The 19,067-nt window shown below is 70.3% G+C and carries 16 protein-coding genes and 1 tRNA gene; 14 read left to right on the forward strand and 3 right to left on the reverse strand.

Annotation, left to right across the window (positions count from 1 at the left end):
* Positions 1–2 precede the first annotated feature (2 nt).
* The 6 genes from ACZ7OH_RS29175 to ACZ7OH_RS29200 all read left to right on the forward strand — a co-directional run bounded on the left by ACZ7OH_RS29175 (position 3) and on the right by ACZ7OH_RS29200 (position 5,957).
* Positions 3–998: an ABC transporter ATP-binding protein gene (locus tag ACZ7OH_RS29175; RefSeq protein WP_470283722.1), complete on the forward strand. Its 996-nt coding sequence runs from the start codon at positions 3–5 to the stop codon at positions 996–998.
* Positions 991–1,989 carry an ABC transporter ATP-binding protein gene (locus ACZ7OH_RS29180; RefSeq protein WP_470283723.1) on the forward strand — a complete coding sequence of 333 codons (999 nt, stop codon included), beginning with the start codon at positions 991–993 and terminating at the stop codon, positions 1,987–1,989. The genes ACZ7OH_RS29175 and ACZ7OH_RS29180 overlap by 8 nt, the downstream gene beginning before the upstream one ends.
* Before the next feature lie 103 nt (positions 1,990–2,092).
* Complete coding sequence (locus tag ACZ7OH_RS29185; protein ID WP_470283785.1) at positions 2,093–3,799, forward strand: S8 family serine peptidase; 1,707 nt, start codon at positions 2,093–2,095, stop codon at positions 3,797–3,799.
* A 107-nt stretch (positions 3,800–3,906) separates the two neighbouring features.
* A complete protein-coding gene (locus ACZ7OH_RS29190) occupies positions 3,907–4,701 on the forward strand; it encodes a hypothetical protein (protein ID WP_470283724.1) in 795 nt (264 codons plus the stop codon).
* Between the two features lie 349 nt (positions 4,702–5,050).
* Entirely contained in the window at positions 5,051–5,221 is a 171-nt protein-coding gene (locus ACZ7OH_RS29195) for a hypothetical protein (protein WP_470283725.1), read from the forward strand.
* A 484-nt stretch (positions 5,222–5,705) separates the two neighbouring features.
* Positions 5,706–5,957, forward strand: coding sequence for a hypothetical protein (locus tag ACZ7OH_RS29200; RefSeq protein ID WP_470283726.1), 252 nt, complete (start codon positions 5,706–5,708; stop codon positions 5,955–5,957).
* Between the two features lie 3 nt (positions 5,958–5,960).
* Here ACZ7OH_RS29200 and ACZ7OH_RS29205 read toward each other — a convergent pair whose 3' ends face one another.
* Positions 5,961–7,463 (reverse strand): S10 family peptidase, encoded by a 1,503-nt coding sequence (locus ACZ7OH_RS29205; protein ID WP_470283727.1) that lies wholly within the window; start codon positions 7,461–7,463, stop codon positions 5,961–5,963.
* A 31-nt stretch (positions 7,464–7,494) separates the two neighbouring features.
* On the opposite strand from ACZ7OH_RS29205, the gene ACZ7OH_RS29210 reads away from it, so the two are divergent.
* The 5 genes from ACZ7OH_RS29210 to ACZ7OH_RS29230 all read left to right on the forward strand — a co-directional run bounded on the left by ACZ7OH_RS29210 (position 7,495) and on the right by ACZ7OH_RS29230 (position 11,881).
* On the forward strand, positions 7,495–8,154 hold the full coding sequence (locus ACZ7OH_RS29210) for an endonuclease V (protein WP_470283728.1): 660 nt from the start codon (positions 7,495–7,497) through the stop codon (positions 8,152–8,154).
* Positions 8,151–8,834 (forward strand): uracil-DNA glycosylase, encoded by a 684-nt coding sequence (locus ACZ7OH_RS29215; RefSeq protein WP_470283729.1) that lies wholly within the window; start codon positions 8,151–8,153, stop codon positions 8,832–8,834. The genes ACZ7OH_RS29210 and ACZ7OH_RS29215 overlap by 4 nt, the downstream gene beginning before the upstream one ends.
* A gap of 84 nt (positions 8,835–8,918) precedes the next feature.
* Entirely contained in the window at positions 8,919–10,253 is a 1,335-nt protein-coding gene (locus tag ACZ7OH_RS29220) for an NAD(P)/FAD-dependent oxidoreductase (RefSeq protein ID WP_400894923.1), read from the forward strand.
* A gap of 199 nt (positions 10,254–10,452) precedes the next feature.
* A complete protein-coding gene (locus ACZ7OH_RS29225) occupies positions 10,453–11,784 on the forward strand; it encodes an RICIN domain-containing protein (protein ID WP_470283730.1) in 1,332 nt (443 codons plus the stop codon).
* Positions 11,785–11,807: 23 nt separating this feature from the next.
* Positions 11,808–11,881: transfer RNA gene (locus tag ACZ7OH_RS29230), tRNA-Leu, on the forward strand.
* Between the two features lie 61 nt (positions 11,882–11,942).
* Here ACZ7OH_RS29230 and ACZ7OH_RS29235 read toward each other — a convergent pair.
* On the reverse strand, positions 11,943–13,379 hold the full coding sequence (locus tag ACZ7OH_RS29235; protein ID WP_470283731.1) for a sialidase family protein: 1,437 nt from the start codon (positions 13,377–13,379) through the stop codon (positions 11,943–11,945).
* Between the two features lie 345 nt (positions 13,380–13,724).
* Here ACZ7OH_RS29235 and ACZ7OH_RS29240 point away from each other — a divergent pair, with 345 nt between their 5' ends.
* Positions 13,725–15,578, forward strand: a complete 1,854-nt coding sequence (locus tag ACZ7OH_RS29240; protein ID WP_470283732.1) for an exo-alpha-sialidase — start codon at positions 13,725–13,727, stop codon at positions 15,576–15,578.
* Positions 15,579–15,653: 75 nt separating this feature from the next.
* Here the strand turns inward: ACZ7OH_RS29240 and ACZ7OH_RS29245 are convergent, their stop codons facing one another.
* Complete coding sequence (locus ACZ7OH_RS29245) at positions 15,654–16,862, reverse strand: cytochrome P450 (RefSeq protein ID WP_470283733.1); 1,209 nt, start codon at positions 16,860–16,862, stop codon at positions 15,654–15,656.
* A 62-nt stretch (positions 16,863–16,924) separates the two neighbouring features.
* Between ACZ7OH_RS29245 and ACZ7OH_RS29250 the strand changes: the two genes are divergently transcribed.
* Positions 16,925–17,536: a TetR/AcrR family transcriptional regulator gene (locus ACZ7OH_RS29250; protein WP_470283734.1), complete on the forward strand. Its 612-nt coding sequence runs from the start codon at positions 16,925–16,927 to the stop codon at positions 17,534–17,536.
* Positions 17,537–17,727: 191 nt separating this feature from the next.
* Positions 17,728–18,882: a thioester domain-containing protein gene (locus ACZ7OH_RS29255; protein ID WP_470283735.1), complete on the forward strand. Its 1,155-nt coding sequence runs from the start codon at positions 17,728–17,730 to the stop codon at positions 18,880–18,882.
* Positions 18,883–19,067: the final 185 nt, after the last annotated feature.

Genomic DNA, 19,067 nt, shown 5'->3' on the forward strand with positions numbered 1-19,067 from the left:
TCTTGTCCGACAACGAACTCCTGCTCGAAGTAGAGGACCTGCACGTCGAGTTCCGGACGTCCGACGGCGTGGCCAACGTGCTCAACGGCGTCGGCTACTCGGTGCACGCCGGCGAGACGCTCGCGGTGCTCGGCGAATCCGGTTCCGGGAAGAGCGTCACCGCGCAGACGGTGATGGGCATCCTCGACATGCCCCCGGGCGTGATCACCGCCGGCGCCGTCCGCTGGCGCGGCGAGGACCTGCTGACCGCGTCCGACGAACGACGTCGTGAGGTCCGCGGCAGTGAGATCGCGATGATCTTCCAGGACGCGCTCTCCGCGCTGAACCCCGTGTTCACCGTGGGCTTCCAGATCGAGGAACAGCTGCGCGTGCGGCTCGGGATGTCCAAAAAGGACGCCCGGAAGCGGGCGATCGAGCTGCTCGACATCGTCCGCATCCCCGCCGCCGAACGGCGGGTCAAGGACTACCCGCACCAGTTCTCCGGCGGCATGCGCCAGCGCGCGATGATCGCGATGTCACTGGCCCTCGACCCGGACCTGCTCATCGCCGACGAACCGACCACGGCCCTCGACGTCACCGTCCAGGCCCAGATCATGGACCTGCTGGCCGAGATCCAGGCCGAACGCAAGATGGGACTCGTGCTGATCACGCACGACCTGGCCGTGGTCGCCGAGGTCGCCGACCGGATCGCGGTGATGTACGCGGGCCGGATCGTCGAGCAGGCCGACGTCGTCGAGCTGTTCCGCGCGCCGGCCCACCCGTACACCGCCGCGCTGATGGACTCGCTGCCCCGGCTCGACCTCAAAGGACAGACACTGGAGACCATCAAGGGCCTGCCGCCGAGCCTCCTGGACATCCCGCCGGGCTGCCCGTTCCACCCGCGCTGCAAACGGGCCGAAGCGCGGTGCAGCGAGGAAGTCCCGCCGCCGCTCGGTATCGGCTTCGGCCGGACCAGCGCGTGCCACTTCGCCGAAGAGGTGGTGAACTCCCGTGCCTGAACCCATCCTGTCGGTCACCGACCTCAAGAAGTACTTCCCGGTCCGCACCGGCATCCTGTTCAAGCGCACGATCGGCCAGGTCAAGGCCGTCGACGGCGTCTCGTTCGATCTGCTGCCGGGCGAGACGCTCGGCGTCGTCGGCGAGTCCGGCTGCGGCAAGTCCACCCTCGCCCAGGTGCTGATGCGCCTCGAAGAACCCACCGGCGGCACGGCGAAGTTCGAGGGCCGCGACATCTTTTCCATGAAGGGCACTGAACTCCGGAAGCTGCGGCGCGAGATCCAGATCGTGCTGCAGGACCCGTACACCTCGCTGAACCCGCGGATGACCGTCGGCGACATCGTCGGCGAGCCCTTCGAGATCCACTCCGACGTGGCGCCCAAGGGGTCGCGGGCGAAGAAGGTGCAGGAGCTCCTGGAAGTCGTCGGGCTCAACCCCGAGCACCTCAACCGCTACCCGCACCAGTTCTCCGGCGGGCAGCGCCAGCGCATCGGCATCGCGCGGGCGCTGGCGTTGCGGCCCAAGGTGATCATCTGCGACGAGCCGGTGTCCGCATTGGACGTCTCGATCCAGGCGCAGGTGATGAACCTGCTCGGCGACCTGCAGGGCGAGTTCGGGCTGTCGTACGTCTTCATCGCCCACGACCTGTCCGTGGTGCGGCACCTGTCCAACCGGGTCGCGGTGATGTACCTCGGCAGGATCGTCGAGATCGGGACGGACGAGGAGATCTACGAACGACCGTCCCACCCGTACACCCAGGCGCTGCTGTCGGCGGTGCCGGTGGCCGACCCGGCCGTGCGCGGGCAGCGGCAGGTGATCCGGCTGACCGGGGACGTGCCGAGTCCCTTGGATCCCCCGTCCGGGTGCCGGTTCCGGACGCGGTGCTGGAAAGCGCAGGACGTGTGCGCGACCGACGTCCCGCTGCTGGAGCCGCGCACCGACGGCCACTTGTCAGCTTGTCACTTCGCGGAGCAGAAGTCGGTTGTTCCATAACGTACGTTTGGCCGTTGTTTGCGCAATGTCCGATCTATACGGTGCAGGAACCGCTTTCCGGAGGAGGAGAAACGTGAAGAGACCCAGGCTTCTCGCCGCGGCCATGGCCGTCCCGCTGTTCGGGGCGATCTCGGCCGTCGCGGTCCCGGTCGCGTCGGCGCAGCCCGCGCTGTCCGGCCCGGCGACCGAGTTCACCGTGCTCGCCAAGGACACGCAGAGCATCGGCACCGCCCAGCAGGCGATCAAGGCCGCCGGCGGCACCGTGCTGGAGACCAACACCGCCGTCGGCCTCATCAAGGCCAGCGCCCCGGCCACCGGATTCGCCGAACGCGTCAACGCGAACCGGGCCGTGTTCGGCGCCGCGAAGGAACGCGTGATCGGCAAGGCACCCAAGGACGGCGCCCCGAAGACCAAGCCGGACGCCGTCGAGAAGGAGGGCCAGGGCACCGCCGCCGCGGCACCGAAGGCCGCCGCGAAGAAGCCCCAGCCGATCAAGACCGACCCGCTCGACGGCCAGCTGTGGGGGCAGCAGGCCGTGCGCGCCGACCTCGCGCACACGGTGCAGCGTGGCGACAAGCGCGTCAAGGTCGGCATCATCGACACCGGCGTCGACGGCACGCACCCCGACATCGCCCCGAACTTCGACTACGCCGACTCGCGCAACTTCACCAAGGACATCCCCACCGACGTCAACGGCACCGTCGTCGACGGGCCCTGCGAGTTCCGCGGCTGCGTGGACCCGGTCGACCACGACGACAACGGCCACGGCACGCACGTGGCGGGCACCATCGGCGCCGCGTTGAACGACTTCGGCGTCTCCGGCGTCGCGCCGAACGTGACGCTGGTGAACGTCCGCGCCGGCCAGGACTCCGGGTTCTTCTTCCTGCAGCCGACCGTCGACGCGTTGACCTACGCCGGCGACGCGGGCATCGACGTGGTCAACATGTCCTTCTACACCGACCCGTGGCTGTACAACTGCACGGCGAACCCGGCGGACTCGCCCGCCGAGCAGGCCGAGCAGCGCACGATCATCGAGGCCACGACCCGCGCGCTGAACTACGCGTACCGCAAGGGCGTCACCTCGGTCGTCGCGCTGGGGAACCAGCACACCGACCTCGGCGCGCCGCAGCCGGACACGACCAGCCCGGACTACCCGAGCAGCAGCACCCACCCGCGGACCGTCGACAACTCGACCTGCCTGAGCCTGCCGGTCGAGGGCCCGCACACGATCGGCGTCAGCTCGTTCGGGCCGTCGCAGGCGAAGGCGGACTACTCGAACTACGGCACCGAGCAGATCTCGGTTTCCGCGCCGGGCGGCTACTTCCGCGACGGTTTCGGCACTCCGTGGTTCCGCACGCTGCAGAACGAGATCCTCTCGACGTACCCGAAGAACGTCGGGGTGGCGGCCGGAAACATCGACGCCGACGGCAACATCACCGCGGCGGGCACGACGGCGGGCATCCAGAAGGCAACGGCGCCCGACGGCCGCGTCGGCTACTACCAGTGGCTGCAGGGCACGTCGATGGCGACCCCGCACGCGACCGGTGTCGCGGCACTGATCGTTTCGCAGTACGGCAAGCCGTCGCACGGCGGCTTCGGCCTCTCGCCGGACGCCGTCCAGCGCGTGCTCGAGGGCACCGCGTCGAAGATCGCCTGCCCGGTCCCGCGCACGGTGGACTACCTGAAGGAAGGCCGCGACGCGACGTTCACGGCGACGTGCGTGGGTGACCCGTCGTTCAACGGCTTCTACGGCCACGGCGCGGTCGACGCGTACTCCGCGGTGACCCACGGGACGCAGTACCTGAAGTAGGTTTTCCCGTGAACGGCCCACTTCCGCCCGGAGGTGGGCCGTTTCGCTTTGCGCAGCAACCTTTTCACGGCCTCGGGCGGTTCCAGCGGGACAAGGGGGAGGTTCGGGTGGACGTGCGTGAACCGGCGTTGCCGGTCGATCCGCGGTTGCCGGGCGAGCCGACGGTCGGCGAGGTGGCCGCCGCCCGGGCGTGGCTGGCCCGGCGGGGCGTGCGGGTGTGGCTGCCGACCCGGCTGCTCTCGTTGAGGCTCGGTTCCCGGGAGTGGGCCACCCGGACGGTGTCGCCGTGGTTCGGGGCCGGCTACGTCCTCGTGCTCTTCTCGGGCACCTTCCTGCGGGAGGTGCCCGGCCGGCTGGGGCTGCTCTTCGTCGTGCTGGCCGTCCTGCTGCTGGTCCGTCCACGGGAGTTCCGCCGCCGCGAAGACGTCGCCGAGCGCTGGGCGGGCACCGGCACCTCGCCGGCGCCGCGGGACGCCGCGCGGCAGGTCGGCGGGTGGTACCTGGCCACCACCGCGATCACCTTCGCCGGCGGAGCGGCCCTGTGCGCGGCGATGATCCTGCTCGACCCGACCTTCGACGCCTTCGCCCAGACCGCCGCGCTGGCCGTGGGCGCCGGAGTCACCGTCGCGGTCGTCGGGCGGATCCTGCGCGCCCCGGTCATCGCGGAGGACGCCGCCTCGCGGGCGGTCGACGCCCTGCTCCGGGCCCAAGACGCCTATCGGTACGCACCGTCGGCGGTGTTCGCCTTCGCGGCGCTGCCCGCGACCGTGGCCGCCGGGCGGCTGCCCGGCTGGCTCGAGTTGACGGCGGTCGCGTTCGCCGTGGTGACGCTGGGCGCCCAGCTGACCGGCTGGCTCGTGACGCGCCGCCGCAAGCTGCCGCCAGGCTTCTACGGCCGGTAAGGAGAAGGGGAGGCCCGATGATCGTGACGGCGGAGGAGTGAGCGGCGGCGAAGTGGCTGAAGCGGCACGGCGTCCGCGTGGCCGAGCCGGCCACGCTGCTGACGGCGCGGCTCAGCCCCGCGGCGGCAAGGGCGTGCGTTCGCCCCGGTCGCCGCGGTGCTCGGCACCGTCATCCTCGGCTACCCGTTTCTGCGGCTCTTGCCTGGCGTGGATCGCGCCGACCTGCTGGCCAACGGCTTCCTGCCTCTGCTGATCGCGTTGATCTCGACGACGGCGTGGCTGCACCGCCGTACAGGCGACCGGCGGTCCGGCTGGGGGCCCGGCGCCTGGACCGCCCGCGCCCGCCGAGGTGCTCGGCGGCTGGTACCTGGCGTCGCCGGCGATCACGTTCGGTGGTGGTGCGGTCCTCGCCATCGCCCTCTTCTGGCTCGCCCTGCTCGCGGTCGGCGCCGTGGTGGACGCCCAGCGGCGGAGGGTTCCGGCGTTGCCCGCGGAGGGGCAGTACGGAGTGCCGGCGTGAGCCGGGCGGAGTGCGTCGCGCTGGCTGGCGAACCGGGGATTGCCGGTTCGGCCGCCGCGTTCGGCCGGGCGCTCGGGAGCCGAACGCTCTACTTCGCCGCGCAGCTCGCGATGTGGTCGGGCATCCGGTCCCAGGCAGCGGCGGCTCGCGAAGACGACCCACCCGTGGCCCGACGCGACCCGCGAACCCCTGCTCGGGATGAGCGCGCTCTGCCAGGCCGTCGTCCTGACCGGGTTCCTGCGGGCCCCGGTGCTCGCGGAGGAACCGGCCTCGCCGGCGGTGCACCGCGCGCTGCTGGCGGAAAACATCCACGTGGCCGCACCCGCCATGGTCGCGGTCCCGCCGATCGTCGACACCGTGTTCGCCGAAGAACCGCCGGGGGACGGGCCGGTTGCCGCCGGGGCACTACGGCGACCCGGTGCCACGGGGGACCGAGGTCGGCTGGTCGCCCCCGGAAGCCCGCTGACGCGGGCAGACTGGGGACGTGATCGACGACAGCCCGCTCGAAGCCATGACGCGCCTGGCCGCCGGCGTCCCGCTCGACACCGTGCTCGCCGAGCTGCGTGAGGGCGGGTTCACGCAGGTGGACAGCATCCGCGCGGTCCGCGCGCTAACCGATGCTTCCTTGGCCGAGGCCAAGGAGATCGTGCACACCAGCCCGGCCTGGGCGGACGTCCGGGAGCGCAACGACGACCTCCACCGGTCCCTGGAGCGCGACCTCTCCAGAGACCGGTGAAGCTCAGCGGTTCGAGGCCTTCTTGACGAACTTCGCGAGGTCCTTCGACTGCTGCACCCGCGTCGGCTCGTGGACGTACATCATGTGCCCCGCCGGGTAGTACGCCGTGTCGATGTTGTCGCGCAGCTCCTCCGGGATCTGCAGGTGGGCCAGCACGTGCTCGGCCGCGTAGTACGCCGTCGCGCCGTCGTAGTGGCCGAACGCCACGTGGACCTGCAGGTGCGGGTTCGCCCGCATCGCCGCGCCCAGCGAGTCCACCACCGACACCGAGCGGCCCTCGAAGTCCGAGTACGACCACGCCCGGAACGTGTCCTCGTGGATGATCTCGTACGGCAGGTCGTTCTCGTAGCCGAGCTCGGCCCGCACGTAGTGGTTGAACGCCGCCGCGTACGCGCCGACCACGCGGGAGATCGACGGGTCGTCGCTCATGTGCTCGCGGCCGCCGTCGGGCTCCCACGTCGTGAAGCGGCCGTCCATCCGCCCGACCGTCAGGCCGCGGTCGCGCAGCAACTCGGTGAAGAACCGCACGTGCTCGATCCGCAGGTTCAACCGGTCCACATAGGATTCGGTGAGCCCGGTCAGCGACGCGAGCGTGGCGACCGCTTCCGCCCGGTCCTGTGTGGACAGCCGCGCGCCGCGCGAAAGCGCCCACGGCAGCTCCTTCGCCGCGAAGTCCTCGGCGTCGGCGAGGACGTCGTCGAGCGGACGCTCGCCGTGCAGGCCGTGGTAGTGCGCGATGGCCGCGTACGTCGGCACGTACAGCGAGTACGGCAGGTCGTTGCCCTCGGTGAACCGCAGCGTGCCGAGGTCGAGCACCGACGAGATCAGCAGCAGGCCGTTGAGGTAGAGCCCGTACCGCTCCTGCAGGTGCGCGGCCAGCCCCGCGGCGCGCAGCGTGCCGTAGGACTCGCCGGCCAGGAACTTCGGCGACAGCCAGCGCTGGTGGCGCGACACCCAGAGCCGGATCACCTCGCCGACCGACTCGATGTCGCCCTTGAAGCTATGGAAGTCCTTCGTCTCGCCGCCCTCGGCCGCCCGCGAGTAGCCGGTGGACACCGGGTCGATGAACACGAGGTCGCTGTGCGCGAGCAGTGTCTCGGGGTTGTCGGCCAGCCCGTACGGCGGCGGCTCGGGGGCGTCGACGTCGCCGGAGAGCACCCGGCGCGGCCCGAGCAGGCCCAGGTGGAGCCAGAGGCTCGACGACCCGGGGCCGCCGTTGAAGGCGAACGTGACCGGCCGCGAGCCCGGCTCGGCGTCGTCGAGGGTGTAGGAGGTGATGAACACCTCCGCCTTCGCCTTGAAGCCCTCGGACTTGCCGTCCTTGACGATCTCCTTGCGGAGCACGATCCGGCCCGCCTTCGCCGTGTACGCGAGCTTCTTGCGCTTCACGGTGAGCGTGTGCTGAGTCGTGACGATGTCGTCGGTCGGCTCGGCCGGGATCTCCGTCGTCTCCGATGAAGATCCGGTCTTCTTCTCGGGGGCCTCTTCGGGGGTCGTGTCCGCCATGGCCCCAACCTAGTTGTGGCAGGGTGACTTGGTGCACACCGGGGACTGGCCGGCGACGGTCGAGGAGGCGCTCGCCGTCCAGGAACGGCTGCGCGGCCTGGTGGACCTCACCGACGACCTCCCGGAGCTGCCGCCGACGGTGACCGGCCTCGACGTCGCCTACGACGGCACCGGCGAGATCGCCGCGGCCGTCGTCACCCTGGAGACCGCCGGGATGACGGTCGTGGAGGAGCGGACGCACCGCGCGCGGGCCGTCTTCCCGTACGAACCGGGCCTGTTCGCCTTCCGCGAGCTGCCGCCGCTGCTGGCCGCGCTCGACCGGCTGGACCACGAGCCGGACGTCCTGGTCTGCGACGGCCACGGCCTCGCCCACCCGCGGCGCTTCGGCCTGGCCTGCCACCTCGGCGTGCTGACCGGGTGGCCCGCGTTCGGCGTCGGCAAGACCCGGTTCGTCGGCTCGCACGGCGTCCCGCCGGAGCCACGGGGTTCGTCGGTGCCGCTGGTCGACGCGGGGGAGGAGGTGGGCGCGGTGCTGCGGACCCAGGACGGCGTCAAACCGGTGTACGTCTCGGCCGGCCACCGCGTCGGCCTGGCCCACGCCTGCCGGCTCACCCTGGCGCTGACCCCGCGCTACCGCCTCCCCGAGACGACGCGGCGGGCCGACCGGCTGTCCCGGGCGGCGCTGCGATGAGGTCCCTCGCCCAGCTCGACGCCGCTGTCTCGGCGTGCCGCGCCTGTCCGCGGCTGGTCACGTGGCGCGAAGGCGTGGCGGGCACCAAAGCGGCGTTCCGCGGCGAGGAGTACTGGGCACGGCCGGTGCCGGGCTTCGGGCCGCCGGACGCCTCCCTCGCTGTGGTCGGTCTGGCGCCCTCCGCGCACGGCGCGAACCGCACCGGCCGGATGTTCACCGGCGACCCGTCGGGGGACTTCCTCTTCCGGGTGCTGCACGAGGTCGGCCTCGCGTCGCAGCCGACGTCGACGGCCATCGGCGACGGCCTCGAGCTGTACGGCACGCGGCTCGTCTCGCCGGTGCGCTGCGCCCCGCCGGAGAACAAGCCGACGTCGGCCGAGCGCGACACGTGCCGCCCGTGGCTCGCGGAGGAGCTGACGCTGTTACGTCCGACACTGCGCTCGATCGTGGTGCTCGGGGCGTTCGGCTGGCAGGCGTTACTGCCCGTGCTCGCCGCGGCGGGCTGGCCGGTGCCGCAGCCGCGTCCGGCGTTCGCGCACGGCGCGGTCGTGGAGCTGGGCGACCTGCGGCTTTTCGGCTGTTACCACGTCTCGCCACGCAATGTCCAGACCGGCCGCGTGACCCACGCCATGGTGGCGGACGTGTTCCGCGCCGCGACCTCGGTGACAGGGCACGACTGAATCGTTACGGAAACCGCAGCGACGCTGGTCACAGCCGGATGGGGCCCCCGAGCGAGGTCGCGGCGAAGGTGTCACCATGAGGACATGGCTGCTGCGAAGTCGAAGTCGGAACCGACTCGGATCCTCGTCCTCGGTGGTGGGTACGTCGGGCTCTACACGGCGTACGGCCTCCAGAAGATGCTCCGGGCCAACGAGGCCTCCGTGACCGTCGTTGACCCGCAGCCCCACATGACCTACGCGCCGTTCCTCCCGGAGGCCGCGGCCGGCGCGATCGAGCCCCGGCACGTGGTCGTGCCGCTGCGGCGGGTGCTCAAGCGCTGCCACGTGCTGACCGCGCGCGTCACCAAGATCGAGAACGAGAAGAAGTCCGTCACGGTCGAGGCCGCCGACGGCCACATCGAGCAGCTGGGTTACGACGTCCTGGTCGTCGCGCTCGGCGCCGTCGCCCGCATCCTCCCGATCCCGGGCCTGGTCGAGCAGGGCATCGCCTTCAAGACCATCGGCGAGGCCATCTACCTGCGCAACCACATCATGACCAAGCTCGACGAGGCCGCCAGCACGCTGGACCCCGAGCTGCGCAAGCGCCTGCTGACGTTCACCGTCGTCGGCGGCGGGTTCGCCGGCATCGAGGCGCTGGCCGAGCTCGAGGACATGACCCGGTTCGCGGTGGAGAACTACTACCCGAACATCAAGACCTCCGACATCCGCTGGGTGCTCGTCGAGGCGGCCGGCCGGATCCTGCCGGAGGTCCGCGAGACCCTCGGTGTCTACACGGTCGAGCAGCTGGAGAAGCGCGGCATCGAGGTCTACCTGTCGACGGCGGCGAAGTCGTTCGAGAACGGCCACGTCGTGCTTTCGGACGGCACGGAGTTCGACACCGACACGCTGATCTGGACCGCCGGCGTGAAGGCCAACCCGGTGCTGGCCAACTCGGACCTGCCGCTCGACAAGCGCGGCCGCGTCGAGGCGACGGCGGCCATGCAGGTCGTCGGCCACCCGGACGTGTGGACCGCGGGCGACAACGCGGCGATCCCGGACCTCTCGCGCACCGAAGAGGACCCGACGGCGACCTGCCCGCCGAACGCCCAGCACGCGGTCCGCCAGGCAACGCTGCTGGCGAAGAACATCATCAAGGTGATCCGCGGCGGCAAGCCGAAGGACTACTACCACAAGAACCTCGGCGCGGTGGCCAGCCTCGGCCTGCACAAGGGCGTCGCGGACGCGCTGAACCTGAAGATCAAGGGCTTCCCGGCGTGGCTCTTCCACCGCGCGTACCACCTCAAGGCGATGCCGACGTGGAACCGCAAGATCCGCATCCTGTTCGACTGGATCCTGGGTGGGCTGTTCCGGCGTGAGGTCGTTTCGCTGGGTCAGATCAACAACCCGAAGGACGAGTTCGCGCGCGTCTCGAAGTCCTGACGCTCTTTCGTCGAATGCCCCGGCCCTCGTGGCCGGGGGCATTCGTCGTTTTCGGGGCTATTGCAGGGAAATGACCGGCTGTGTGCCGGTGAGTGACATGGTCTGGACAACTGGGTCGGTGAGCGGGTAAACCCTTTCTTCACAACGCGGAATAAGTCCGCTCCGGCTCCCTCCCCACGGTCCCCTCCTTGGAGCTCGCATGCGCGTTTCCCGTGCCCTCACCGCGGCTTTGCCCGCGGTCGTGAGTGCCGCCGTCCTCGCCACGACCCCCTCGACCGCCGCCGCGGCCGGGGGCGCGTTCCCCGCCCACTACGCGGCGCCGTACCTGCAGATCAGCGACGCCGACGCCGGCCAGCTGGCCGCCGACCTGAACGCGACCGGCACGAAGTTCTACACGCTGGCGTTCCTCACCCCGCAGTCCGGCTGCACGCCGGTGTGGGAGGCGAACGGCACCGGCGTCGGCTCGTTCAAGTCGCAGATCAGCGCCCTGCAGGCGGCGGGCGGCAACGTGATCCCGTCGTTCGGCGGCGCCCAAGGCGGCGAGCTCGCCCAGACGTGCACGAACACGGCCAGCCTGACCGCGGCGTACGCGAACGTCGTGAACACGTACGGCACACCCCGCCTGGACTTCGACATCGAGGGCGGCGTCCTGAACGACACGGCGTCCAACCAGCGCCGCAACTCGGCACTGGCGGCGTTGCAGCAGCAGAACGGCGCGGTCCAGGTCGACTACACCCTCGCCGTCGACCCGACGGGCATCCCGTCGAACGAGCTCGACCTCCTGCGCGACGCCAAGAGCAAGGGCGTCAAGGTCAGCGTGGTCAACTTGATGGTGATGGACTTCTACGACGGCCAGCCCGTCCTGGGCGACGCCCTGTCGGCGGCCCGGGCATCGGCATCCCAGCTGGCGAGCCTGTACGGCATTTCGACGTCGGCGGCGTACGCGTTGATGGGCTTGACGCCGATCGCGGGCCGCAACGACGACGGCGCCCAGTTCAGCCAGTCGGACGCCCAGCAGCTGGAGAGCTTCGCGGCTTCCAACGGCGTCGCGGAGTTGTCGTTCTGGGAGTTGCAGGACTACGACCGGGCAACGGGGTACGCGTACTCGCGCATCTTCAACGCGATCACGGGCGGCACGACCACCCCGCCGCCTTCGTCGGGCGGAACGATCACGGGCTACGGCGGAAAGTGCGTCGACGTGGCAGGAGCGTCCTCGGCGAACGGCACGACGGTGGACCTGTACACGTGCAACGGGACGAACGCCCAGCAGTGGACGTCTTCCGGTTCTTCGCTTCGAGCACTCGGCAAATGCCTGGACGTGAACGCGGCGGGAACGGCGAACGGGACGAAGGTCCAGCTGTACGACTGCAACGGAACGGGCGCCCAGCAGTGGACGCACAGCGGAAACCAGCTGGTGAACCCGGCGTCGGGCAAGTGCCTGGACGCAACGGGCCCGAGCTCGGCGGACGGAACACCGTTGCAGATCTGGACCTGCACGGGGGCAGCGAACCAGTCGTGGACGCTTAACTGAGGCGATCGCCTAGAGTGTGCGGTGCCCCCGTAGCCCAACCGGCAGAGGCAGTCGACTTAAAATCGATTCAGTGCGGGTTCGAGTCCCGTCGGGGGCACCCCGCAGACCCTGCCGCCGCGTCGTTCACCTAGGCGCGGGGCAGGGCCGGCTCCCTTCGATCAGAACGCGGTCAGCACGGATTGTTCAACCGCCGCCGGTGATGCGGGGGTCTCAGCCGTACGGCGGGTGCCGCCCGTTATCGGCAGGCCGCCGGTTGGGGCGAACATTCCCATCGTGAACGTCGAGCCGCTTGGGGCCGAGGCGATCGGGATGATCGGGAAGGCGTTGCCGCCGGCTCGGACCGATGTTGAGATGTAGTCGCCGAACATGCGGCCCTGGGAGGTGTTCGGGATCCACGACAGGTTCATCGGCCCGGCCACCTGGGTGGCGGTGCTCCAGCTGGTGCCGCCGTTGGTCGAGGAGATGAACCCGACGTCGAGCTGGCACGTCGAGGCGGTGCAGTTGGCGGTGGGGTAGAAGTAGTACGTCAGGCCGATGCGGGCGCTCGTTCCCGAGGTCGAGGGGTCGACGCCGATGCCGGGGACGAAGTGGTCCACCGTGCTGGTCGTCGCGTCGATCGGTACGCGGGTGGGCGTGGTCCAGGTGGTGCCGTTGGCGGATTTGCTCAGCACGATGTCGTTGCTCGGACAGCCGGAGCGGAACCGGCAGTCCGACCACGCGACGTAGACCGTGCCCGTGCCGTCGATTTCGGCGCTGGGCAGGGCTTCTTCGCGCAGGCCGCCCGCCGCGTTGTGGTGGCTGATCGAGGCGACCTGAGTAGTCGACGTCCAGCTCGAGCCGCCGTTGGTGGAGCGGAAGCTGCGGATCTGGTCGTTGAGCGACAGGTAGGGGACCACGACGGTGCCGTTGGGTTGCACGACCGGCTGGCCGCCGAGCCCGGTGTGCGTGCCCGACGGGGCGCGGGCCGGCCCCCAGGTGAGGCCGCCGTCGGTGGACGTCTTCATGCGGAGCGAGTCACCGGAGCTGGTGATGTCGTATTCGGTGTAGCAGCTGCCGAAGAAGGGGCTGGTCGCGGTGTTGTCGCAGACGATCCAGTTCTTGTCCAGCGAACCCGTCGCCGTCGTGACGGGGTTGCCGAAGGTCTTGCCGCCGTCGGTGGAGCGGCTGGTGAGGACCGGCTCGCCGGTGGGGCAGTTGACGCCGAGGGAGGAGATCAGCCAGACGTTGTGCTTGGCGTCGAACGCGACGGAGGCGTCGCTGATCTGGCCGCAGGGGCCGCCGGTGTTGGCGGTGGTGCCGGGGAGGAAGCCCTGGGTCCAGCTGGCGCCGCCGTCGGTGGAGGTGGCGAACCCGATGTCGGACGACCCGCCGCCGAACACGCGGCCGACCTGGAAGGCCGAGACGATCGTCGAGCCGAACGCGAAGGTGTCCGGCTCCACCTCGGTTCTGTGCTGGGCCTGCGCGTCGGTGAACGGATCGGTGCTGACCTGGGTCACGGCGACGTTCGCGGACGCGGACGTCGCGGAAACCAGCAGGCCGCCGACCACGACGGCGGGCAGCAGGGTGGCGGTGAGCATTCTTCGGGAAAGCGGCATGGCGCGTTCACCTTCTCCGGTGAGGTGCGGCAGTGAGGCGGGCAGCGGGGTCGCCGCTGCGGGCCATGACGACTGTCGATCCAGCCACTCGGATCGGGTGCCGTAAAGAGGTCTCCACCGATCCAGACCCGTTCGGGGGCGGCCGAACGGCGGAACAGTTGGCCGTGCGCTTACTTGCTCCCCTGTGGACAGTGGACACCCGGGTAACGATGGGGCGTTTCGGGACGACCATTCCCACGGCGGCCAAGGCACGGACGATTCCGTGTGGCTGACCGCAAACCGGAAATACCGGTCAAAAGAGGGAGCACGCCCGTGTCGCGTCCCCGCACCATTTCCGTGATCAGCGTGACGATTCTGAGTACGGCCGCGCTCGGCGTGTTCGCCGTGGCCCCGGCCACCGCCCAGCCGTTCGGCTACCACCAGCTCAACCCGGTGCAGCAGCGCCACGTCTCCGGGCTGCTGTCGACGGTCCTCAACGGCGAAGACCCGGCGAACGCCGCCAGAGCACTGGCCCCGAACCGGGCCACGCCCTCGGCCGCCGCGCCGTGCGCGAACCGCTTCGGCGCCAACGTCAAGGTCAACCAGAACTGCCTGAACCTCTCCGACCCCGATCTGCAGGGCCGGGCCCAGGCGCAGAACGAGACCTGGGCGGCCGCCGACCCGAACAACCCCGGTCACGTCATCGCCACCTACAACGACTACCGCCGCGGCGACGGCACGTGCGGCGTCAGCTACTCCCTCGACGGCGCCCGCACCTGGACCGACGCGACCACGCCGAACGGCTTCAGCCGCGGCACCGACTTCGGCGGCGCGGCCCGGGAGTACTGGCAGTCCGGCGGCGACACGTCGGTGGCGTGGGACTCGCGCGGCAACGCCTACCTGTCGTGCCAGGTGTTCAACCGCGGCAGCGCCGTGTCGCCGAACCCGGACCAGTCCAGCGCGTTCCTGGTCTTCCGCTCGACCGGCACCGACGGCGCGTCCTGGAACTTCCCCGGACGTCCCGTCGCCACCCACGACGACACCGCCGGCGCCGGGAACTTCCTGCTGGACAAGCAACTGCTCACCGTCGACAGCAACCCCCGCAGCCCGTTCCGCGACCGCGTCTACGTGTCCTGGACGACCTTCGCCGACGACGGCACCGGCTACATCTACGAGGCCTACTCCGCCGACTACGGCGAAACGTTCTCCGCGCCGGTGCTGGTCAGCGCCGACACTCCGTTGTGCGCCAACGCTCTCGGCTTCCCGACGCCGCGGGGCCGGTGCAACCAGAACCAGGACTCGCAGCCGTTCGTCGGTCCGGACGGCGCGCTGTACGTGGTGTTCAACAACTTCAACAACGCCACCGCGAACGCGGCGGACAACCACAACCAGGTCCTGCTGGCCCGCTCGGCCGACGGCGGGCAAAGCTTCTCGACCCCGGTACTGGTGGGGAACTACCACGAGCTGCCCGACTGCGCGACCTACCAGAACGGCCAGGACCCCGGACGCGCCTGCGTCCCGGAGAAGGGGCCGTCGGCCAACTCGGTGTTCCGCGCGAGCAACTACCCGATCGGCGGCGTCGACCCGCGCAACCCGCGCCGGATCCTGGTCACCTACGGCTCGTACATCAGCCGGAACTCCAACGAGGCCAACGGTTGCACGCCGACCGGGTTCAACCCCGCGACCGGCATCAACACCTACACCGGCGTGAAGAACGGCGGCTGCAACAACGACATCGTCCTGTCGGCCTCGACGAACGCCGGTGCCTCGTTCGCCGGCGGTACCACCGATGTCCGGCAGCTGCCGGTGGTCACCACCGCGCCCGGCCAGGCCCGGACCGATCAGTTCTGGCAGGGCGCCGCGTTCACCCCGGACGGCACCTTCGCCGTCAGCTACTACGACCGCCAGTACGGCGCCGACGAGACGACCGGCTTCTCGGACATCACGGTCTCCGCCGGGTTCACCCAGACCCGGGCGACGTCGGGCAGCATGCCGCCGCCGACGCAGTTCACCGGCACGTTCTACGGTGACTACGCCGGAATCGCCGTCACGGCCCGCACCGCGTACCCGGTCTGGTCGGACACCCGCCCGCCGGACCTGTTCCTCTGCCCCGGCACCGGCACGCCCGGCACCCCGCCGCGCACCTGCCAGGCCGGCGCGCCGAACGCGTCGATCGCCAACGACCAGGACATCTACACCACCGGCGTCGGCGTTCGCTGACGCTGCCTTCGGTGGGCCGCCCGCGCTCTCGCGGGTGGCCCACCGCGGTGCAGCCGATCCCCGCCGGCCGTCCGGTCAGGCGTGCACGGTCACCGGGAACTTCGACGGCCCCCTGAGGTTGATGCGGCCGTTCCACTCCAGCTTGCCCGCGAAGCCCAGCTTCGGGAACCGCTGTACCAAACGGCTCACCGCGACCTGACCCTCCAACCGCGCCAACGCCGCGCCCAGGCAGTGGTGGGGGCCCGCTCCGAACGACACCTGGTGGCGCGCTTCCGGGCGGTCCAAACGCAACTCCGCCGCGTCCGGGCCGAAGAACCTCTCGTCGCGGTTGGCCGAGCCCAAGCACGCCAGCACGAACGTTCCCGCCGGGATCTCGCGGCCCGCCACGGTGTACGGCGCGGTCGTGACGCGGCGGGTCTGCTGGACCGGGGAGTCGTACCGCAAGAACTCCTCCACCGCGTTCGCCGCCAGGTCGGGCTGAGCTCCCAGCAGCGCCAGCTGGGCCGGGTTGCGCAGCAGCGCGTTGACGCCGTTCGCGATCAGGTTGACCGTTGTCTCGTGGCCCGCCACGTACAGCAGCACCACCTGGGCCACCAGTTCGTCGCCGTCCAGGACGTGGCCGTCGTGCTCGGCCGCGATCAGCGCCGTCAGCAAGTCGTCCGCCGGGTTGGCTCGCTTCCAGGCGATCACCTCGCGGGTGATGCCCGTCAGCTCCGCGTCCGCCGCCGCGATCGCGCGGGCCGTTTCCTCGTCGGCGACGATCTCCAAGGAGCGGACCAGGGTTCCGCTCAGCTCGCGGATTCGGGAGTGGTCCGTCGGGGGCATGCCCAGCATCTCGGAGATCACCGCGAACGGGAGCGGGAACGCCAGCTCCTCGACCAGGTCGCAGGTCCCCTTCTCCGCCATGCGGTCCAGCGCCGCGTCGACGAGCCCGACGATCTTCGGCTCCAGCGCGGCGATCGCGCGGCGGGTGAACACCTTCGTCACCAGGGAACGCAGGCGCGTGTGGTCGGGCGGGTCGCGGTCGAGCATCGAGCGGTTGAGCGCGCCCGCGTCCTCGCCGGCGGCGGAGAAGTCCAACGGCGATTCCGCCAGGTTCTCGATTTCCACCGACAACCCCGCCCGCAGCAGCGTCGAGACGTCTTCGTAGCGCGACACGAACCAGAACCCCAGCGGGTGGTTCTGCACCGGGTCTTCGTCGCGCAGCAGCTTGTACTGCTCGTACGGGTTCTCGAAGAACCCGGGCGCGAACGGGTTGAAGAGGAGCTCGTCGGTGTTCGTCATGGCCTACCCCCGTACCTACACCGTGTCGGTGACATACGCAGTGTATGTCCTATGCTTTGCGCATGTCGACTGTCAAGAGCCGGCGGGAGCAGTACTCCGAGGCCACCCGGGCCGCCCTGCTGGCCGCGGCCACCCGCCGGTTCGCCGAGGACGGCTTCGCCGGCACGGCCCTCGAAGACATCGCCGCCGACATCCAGGCCACGCGCGGCGCCATCTACCACCACTTCGCCAGCAAGAAAGCGTTGTTCGAAGCGGTTTTCGAGGAGCTCGAGACGGGCGCGCTGGAGGTGTCCGCGAACGCGGCGGCGCGCGCGGCGGACCCGTGGTCGGCGGCGTTCTCGGCCCTCGACGCCTTCCTCGACCGCTGCTGCGACCCCGTCTACGGCAAGCTCGTCTGGCGGGAGGCGCCGATCGCGCTCGGCTGGGTGCGCTGGCAGGCGGCCGAGGAGCAGTACGCGTACGGCCTCGTCGAGCAGCTGATCAAGGCGCTCGTCGACGGCGGCGACATCGACGACCAGCCGCTGGAGACCACGACGCGGCTGGTGTTCGGCATGGTCGGCACGGCCGGGATGGCACTGGCCGAGGCGTCCGATGTGGACAAACCACGGCTGAAGGCGGAGTACGCGGCGGTCATCGGGCGAATGGCCACCGGGTTGCGACCCACGGTTGCCTGAATAGTCATTTCCGGCAGCCGTTTTGGGCAATTCTTCGCCCCATTCGAGATAGTGGGGACACCCTGCGTAGCACTTGTGAGGTCCGTGTAGGCTCCGGTCTCGCTTGACCGGGTGATCGCTCACCCGAATCGGTGGCCGTCGGCGGGGGTACGCGGCCACTCCGTCGTGGTTCGGGCTCGGATAGGAGATTTATGCAGGTCAGGTCCACCCTCGTGCGTGGCGGGATCGCGGCTCTCGCCGCGGCCGCCGCCGTCATGATCAGCTCGCCGGCCGCCCTCGCCGCCGACGACGGTGCCGCCCGCGGCCGCGTCATCGCCGACGGCGGCACGGTCGGCTACCGGCTCAACCTCGGCCGGGGCGGCGACTACATCGCCGAACTGTTCGACATGAAGCTGTCCAACGGCAGCACGCTGAAGCTGTACTGCGTGCAGATCACCGTCGGCCTGCGCGCCGACGTCGACATGGTCGAGCGGCCGTGGAGCAAGTACCCCACCAAGCCGAAGACGTCGTTCAACGACAACAGCGGCAAGATCAACTGGGTCCTGCACCACGGCTACCCGGGCACCGGCCTCGACGCCCTCGGCGCGGCGCTGAAGAAGGCCGGCGTCGAGACCCACGGCGGCATCTCCGAGCGCGAGGCCATCGCCGCGACGCAGGCCGCCGTGTGGCACTTCAGCGACGGCGTGAACCTGGACGGCACCAAGCCGCTGGCCGAGGAGGACGACGCCGGCGCGAACGCCGACGTCGCCGCGCTCTACGCCTACTTCACCGGTGACCAGAACAAGGGCATCGGCGAGCAGCCGAAGCCGACCCTGAACATCGCCTCGGACAAGACCGAAGGCGCGGCCGGCGGCAAGATCGGCCCGTTCAGCGTCGCCACCAGCGGGGACATCACCTCCCTGACCAGCCAGCTGCCCGAGGGCGTCAAGATCACCGACGCCGACGGCAAGGAGCTGAAGAACTCCGACGTCAAGGACGGCAGCAAGCTGTTCGTCGACGTCCCGGCGGGCACCAAGCCGGGCAAGGGCGGCTTCACGCTCAAGGCCACCGGCGAGCTGGACACCGGCCGCCTGTTCGTCGCGGAGAACTACGACCAGACGCCGGCGCAGTCGCTGATCGTCGCCGACTCGGAGAAGGCCGAGGTGACCGCGAACGCGGCCGCCAGCTGGACCGAGGCCGGCGCTCCGACCACGGCGCCGAGCACCACCCCGGCCGGCTCGCCCGGCGGGGGCGGCGAACTGGCCAACACCGGCGTCGACGCCGCGGTTCCGTTCACCGTCGGCGGCCTCCTGCTCGGTGGCGGCGCGCTGATGCTGCTGGTGAACCGCCGGCGCAGCCGCGCGTAAGCGTCAGTCAGTACCCGGGAGGGGCCGGTCCACAGTGGACCGGCCCCTTCTTCGTGCCCGACCATCGTATTGCGATCATCGGGGCAAAAGCCGCGAACAGTCCGTGAATTGGTCTAGACTTTTTGGCCATGCGGGGAACGACCGTTCCACCGGGGACACCGTGCCCGCCGCCGCGGCCGGGTGAG

The sequence above is a fragment of the Amycolatopsis sp. NPDC114478 genome, assembly GCF_055633805.1.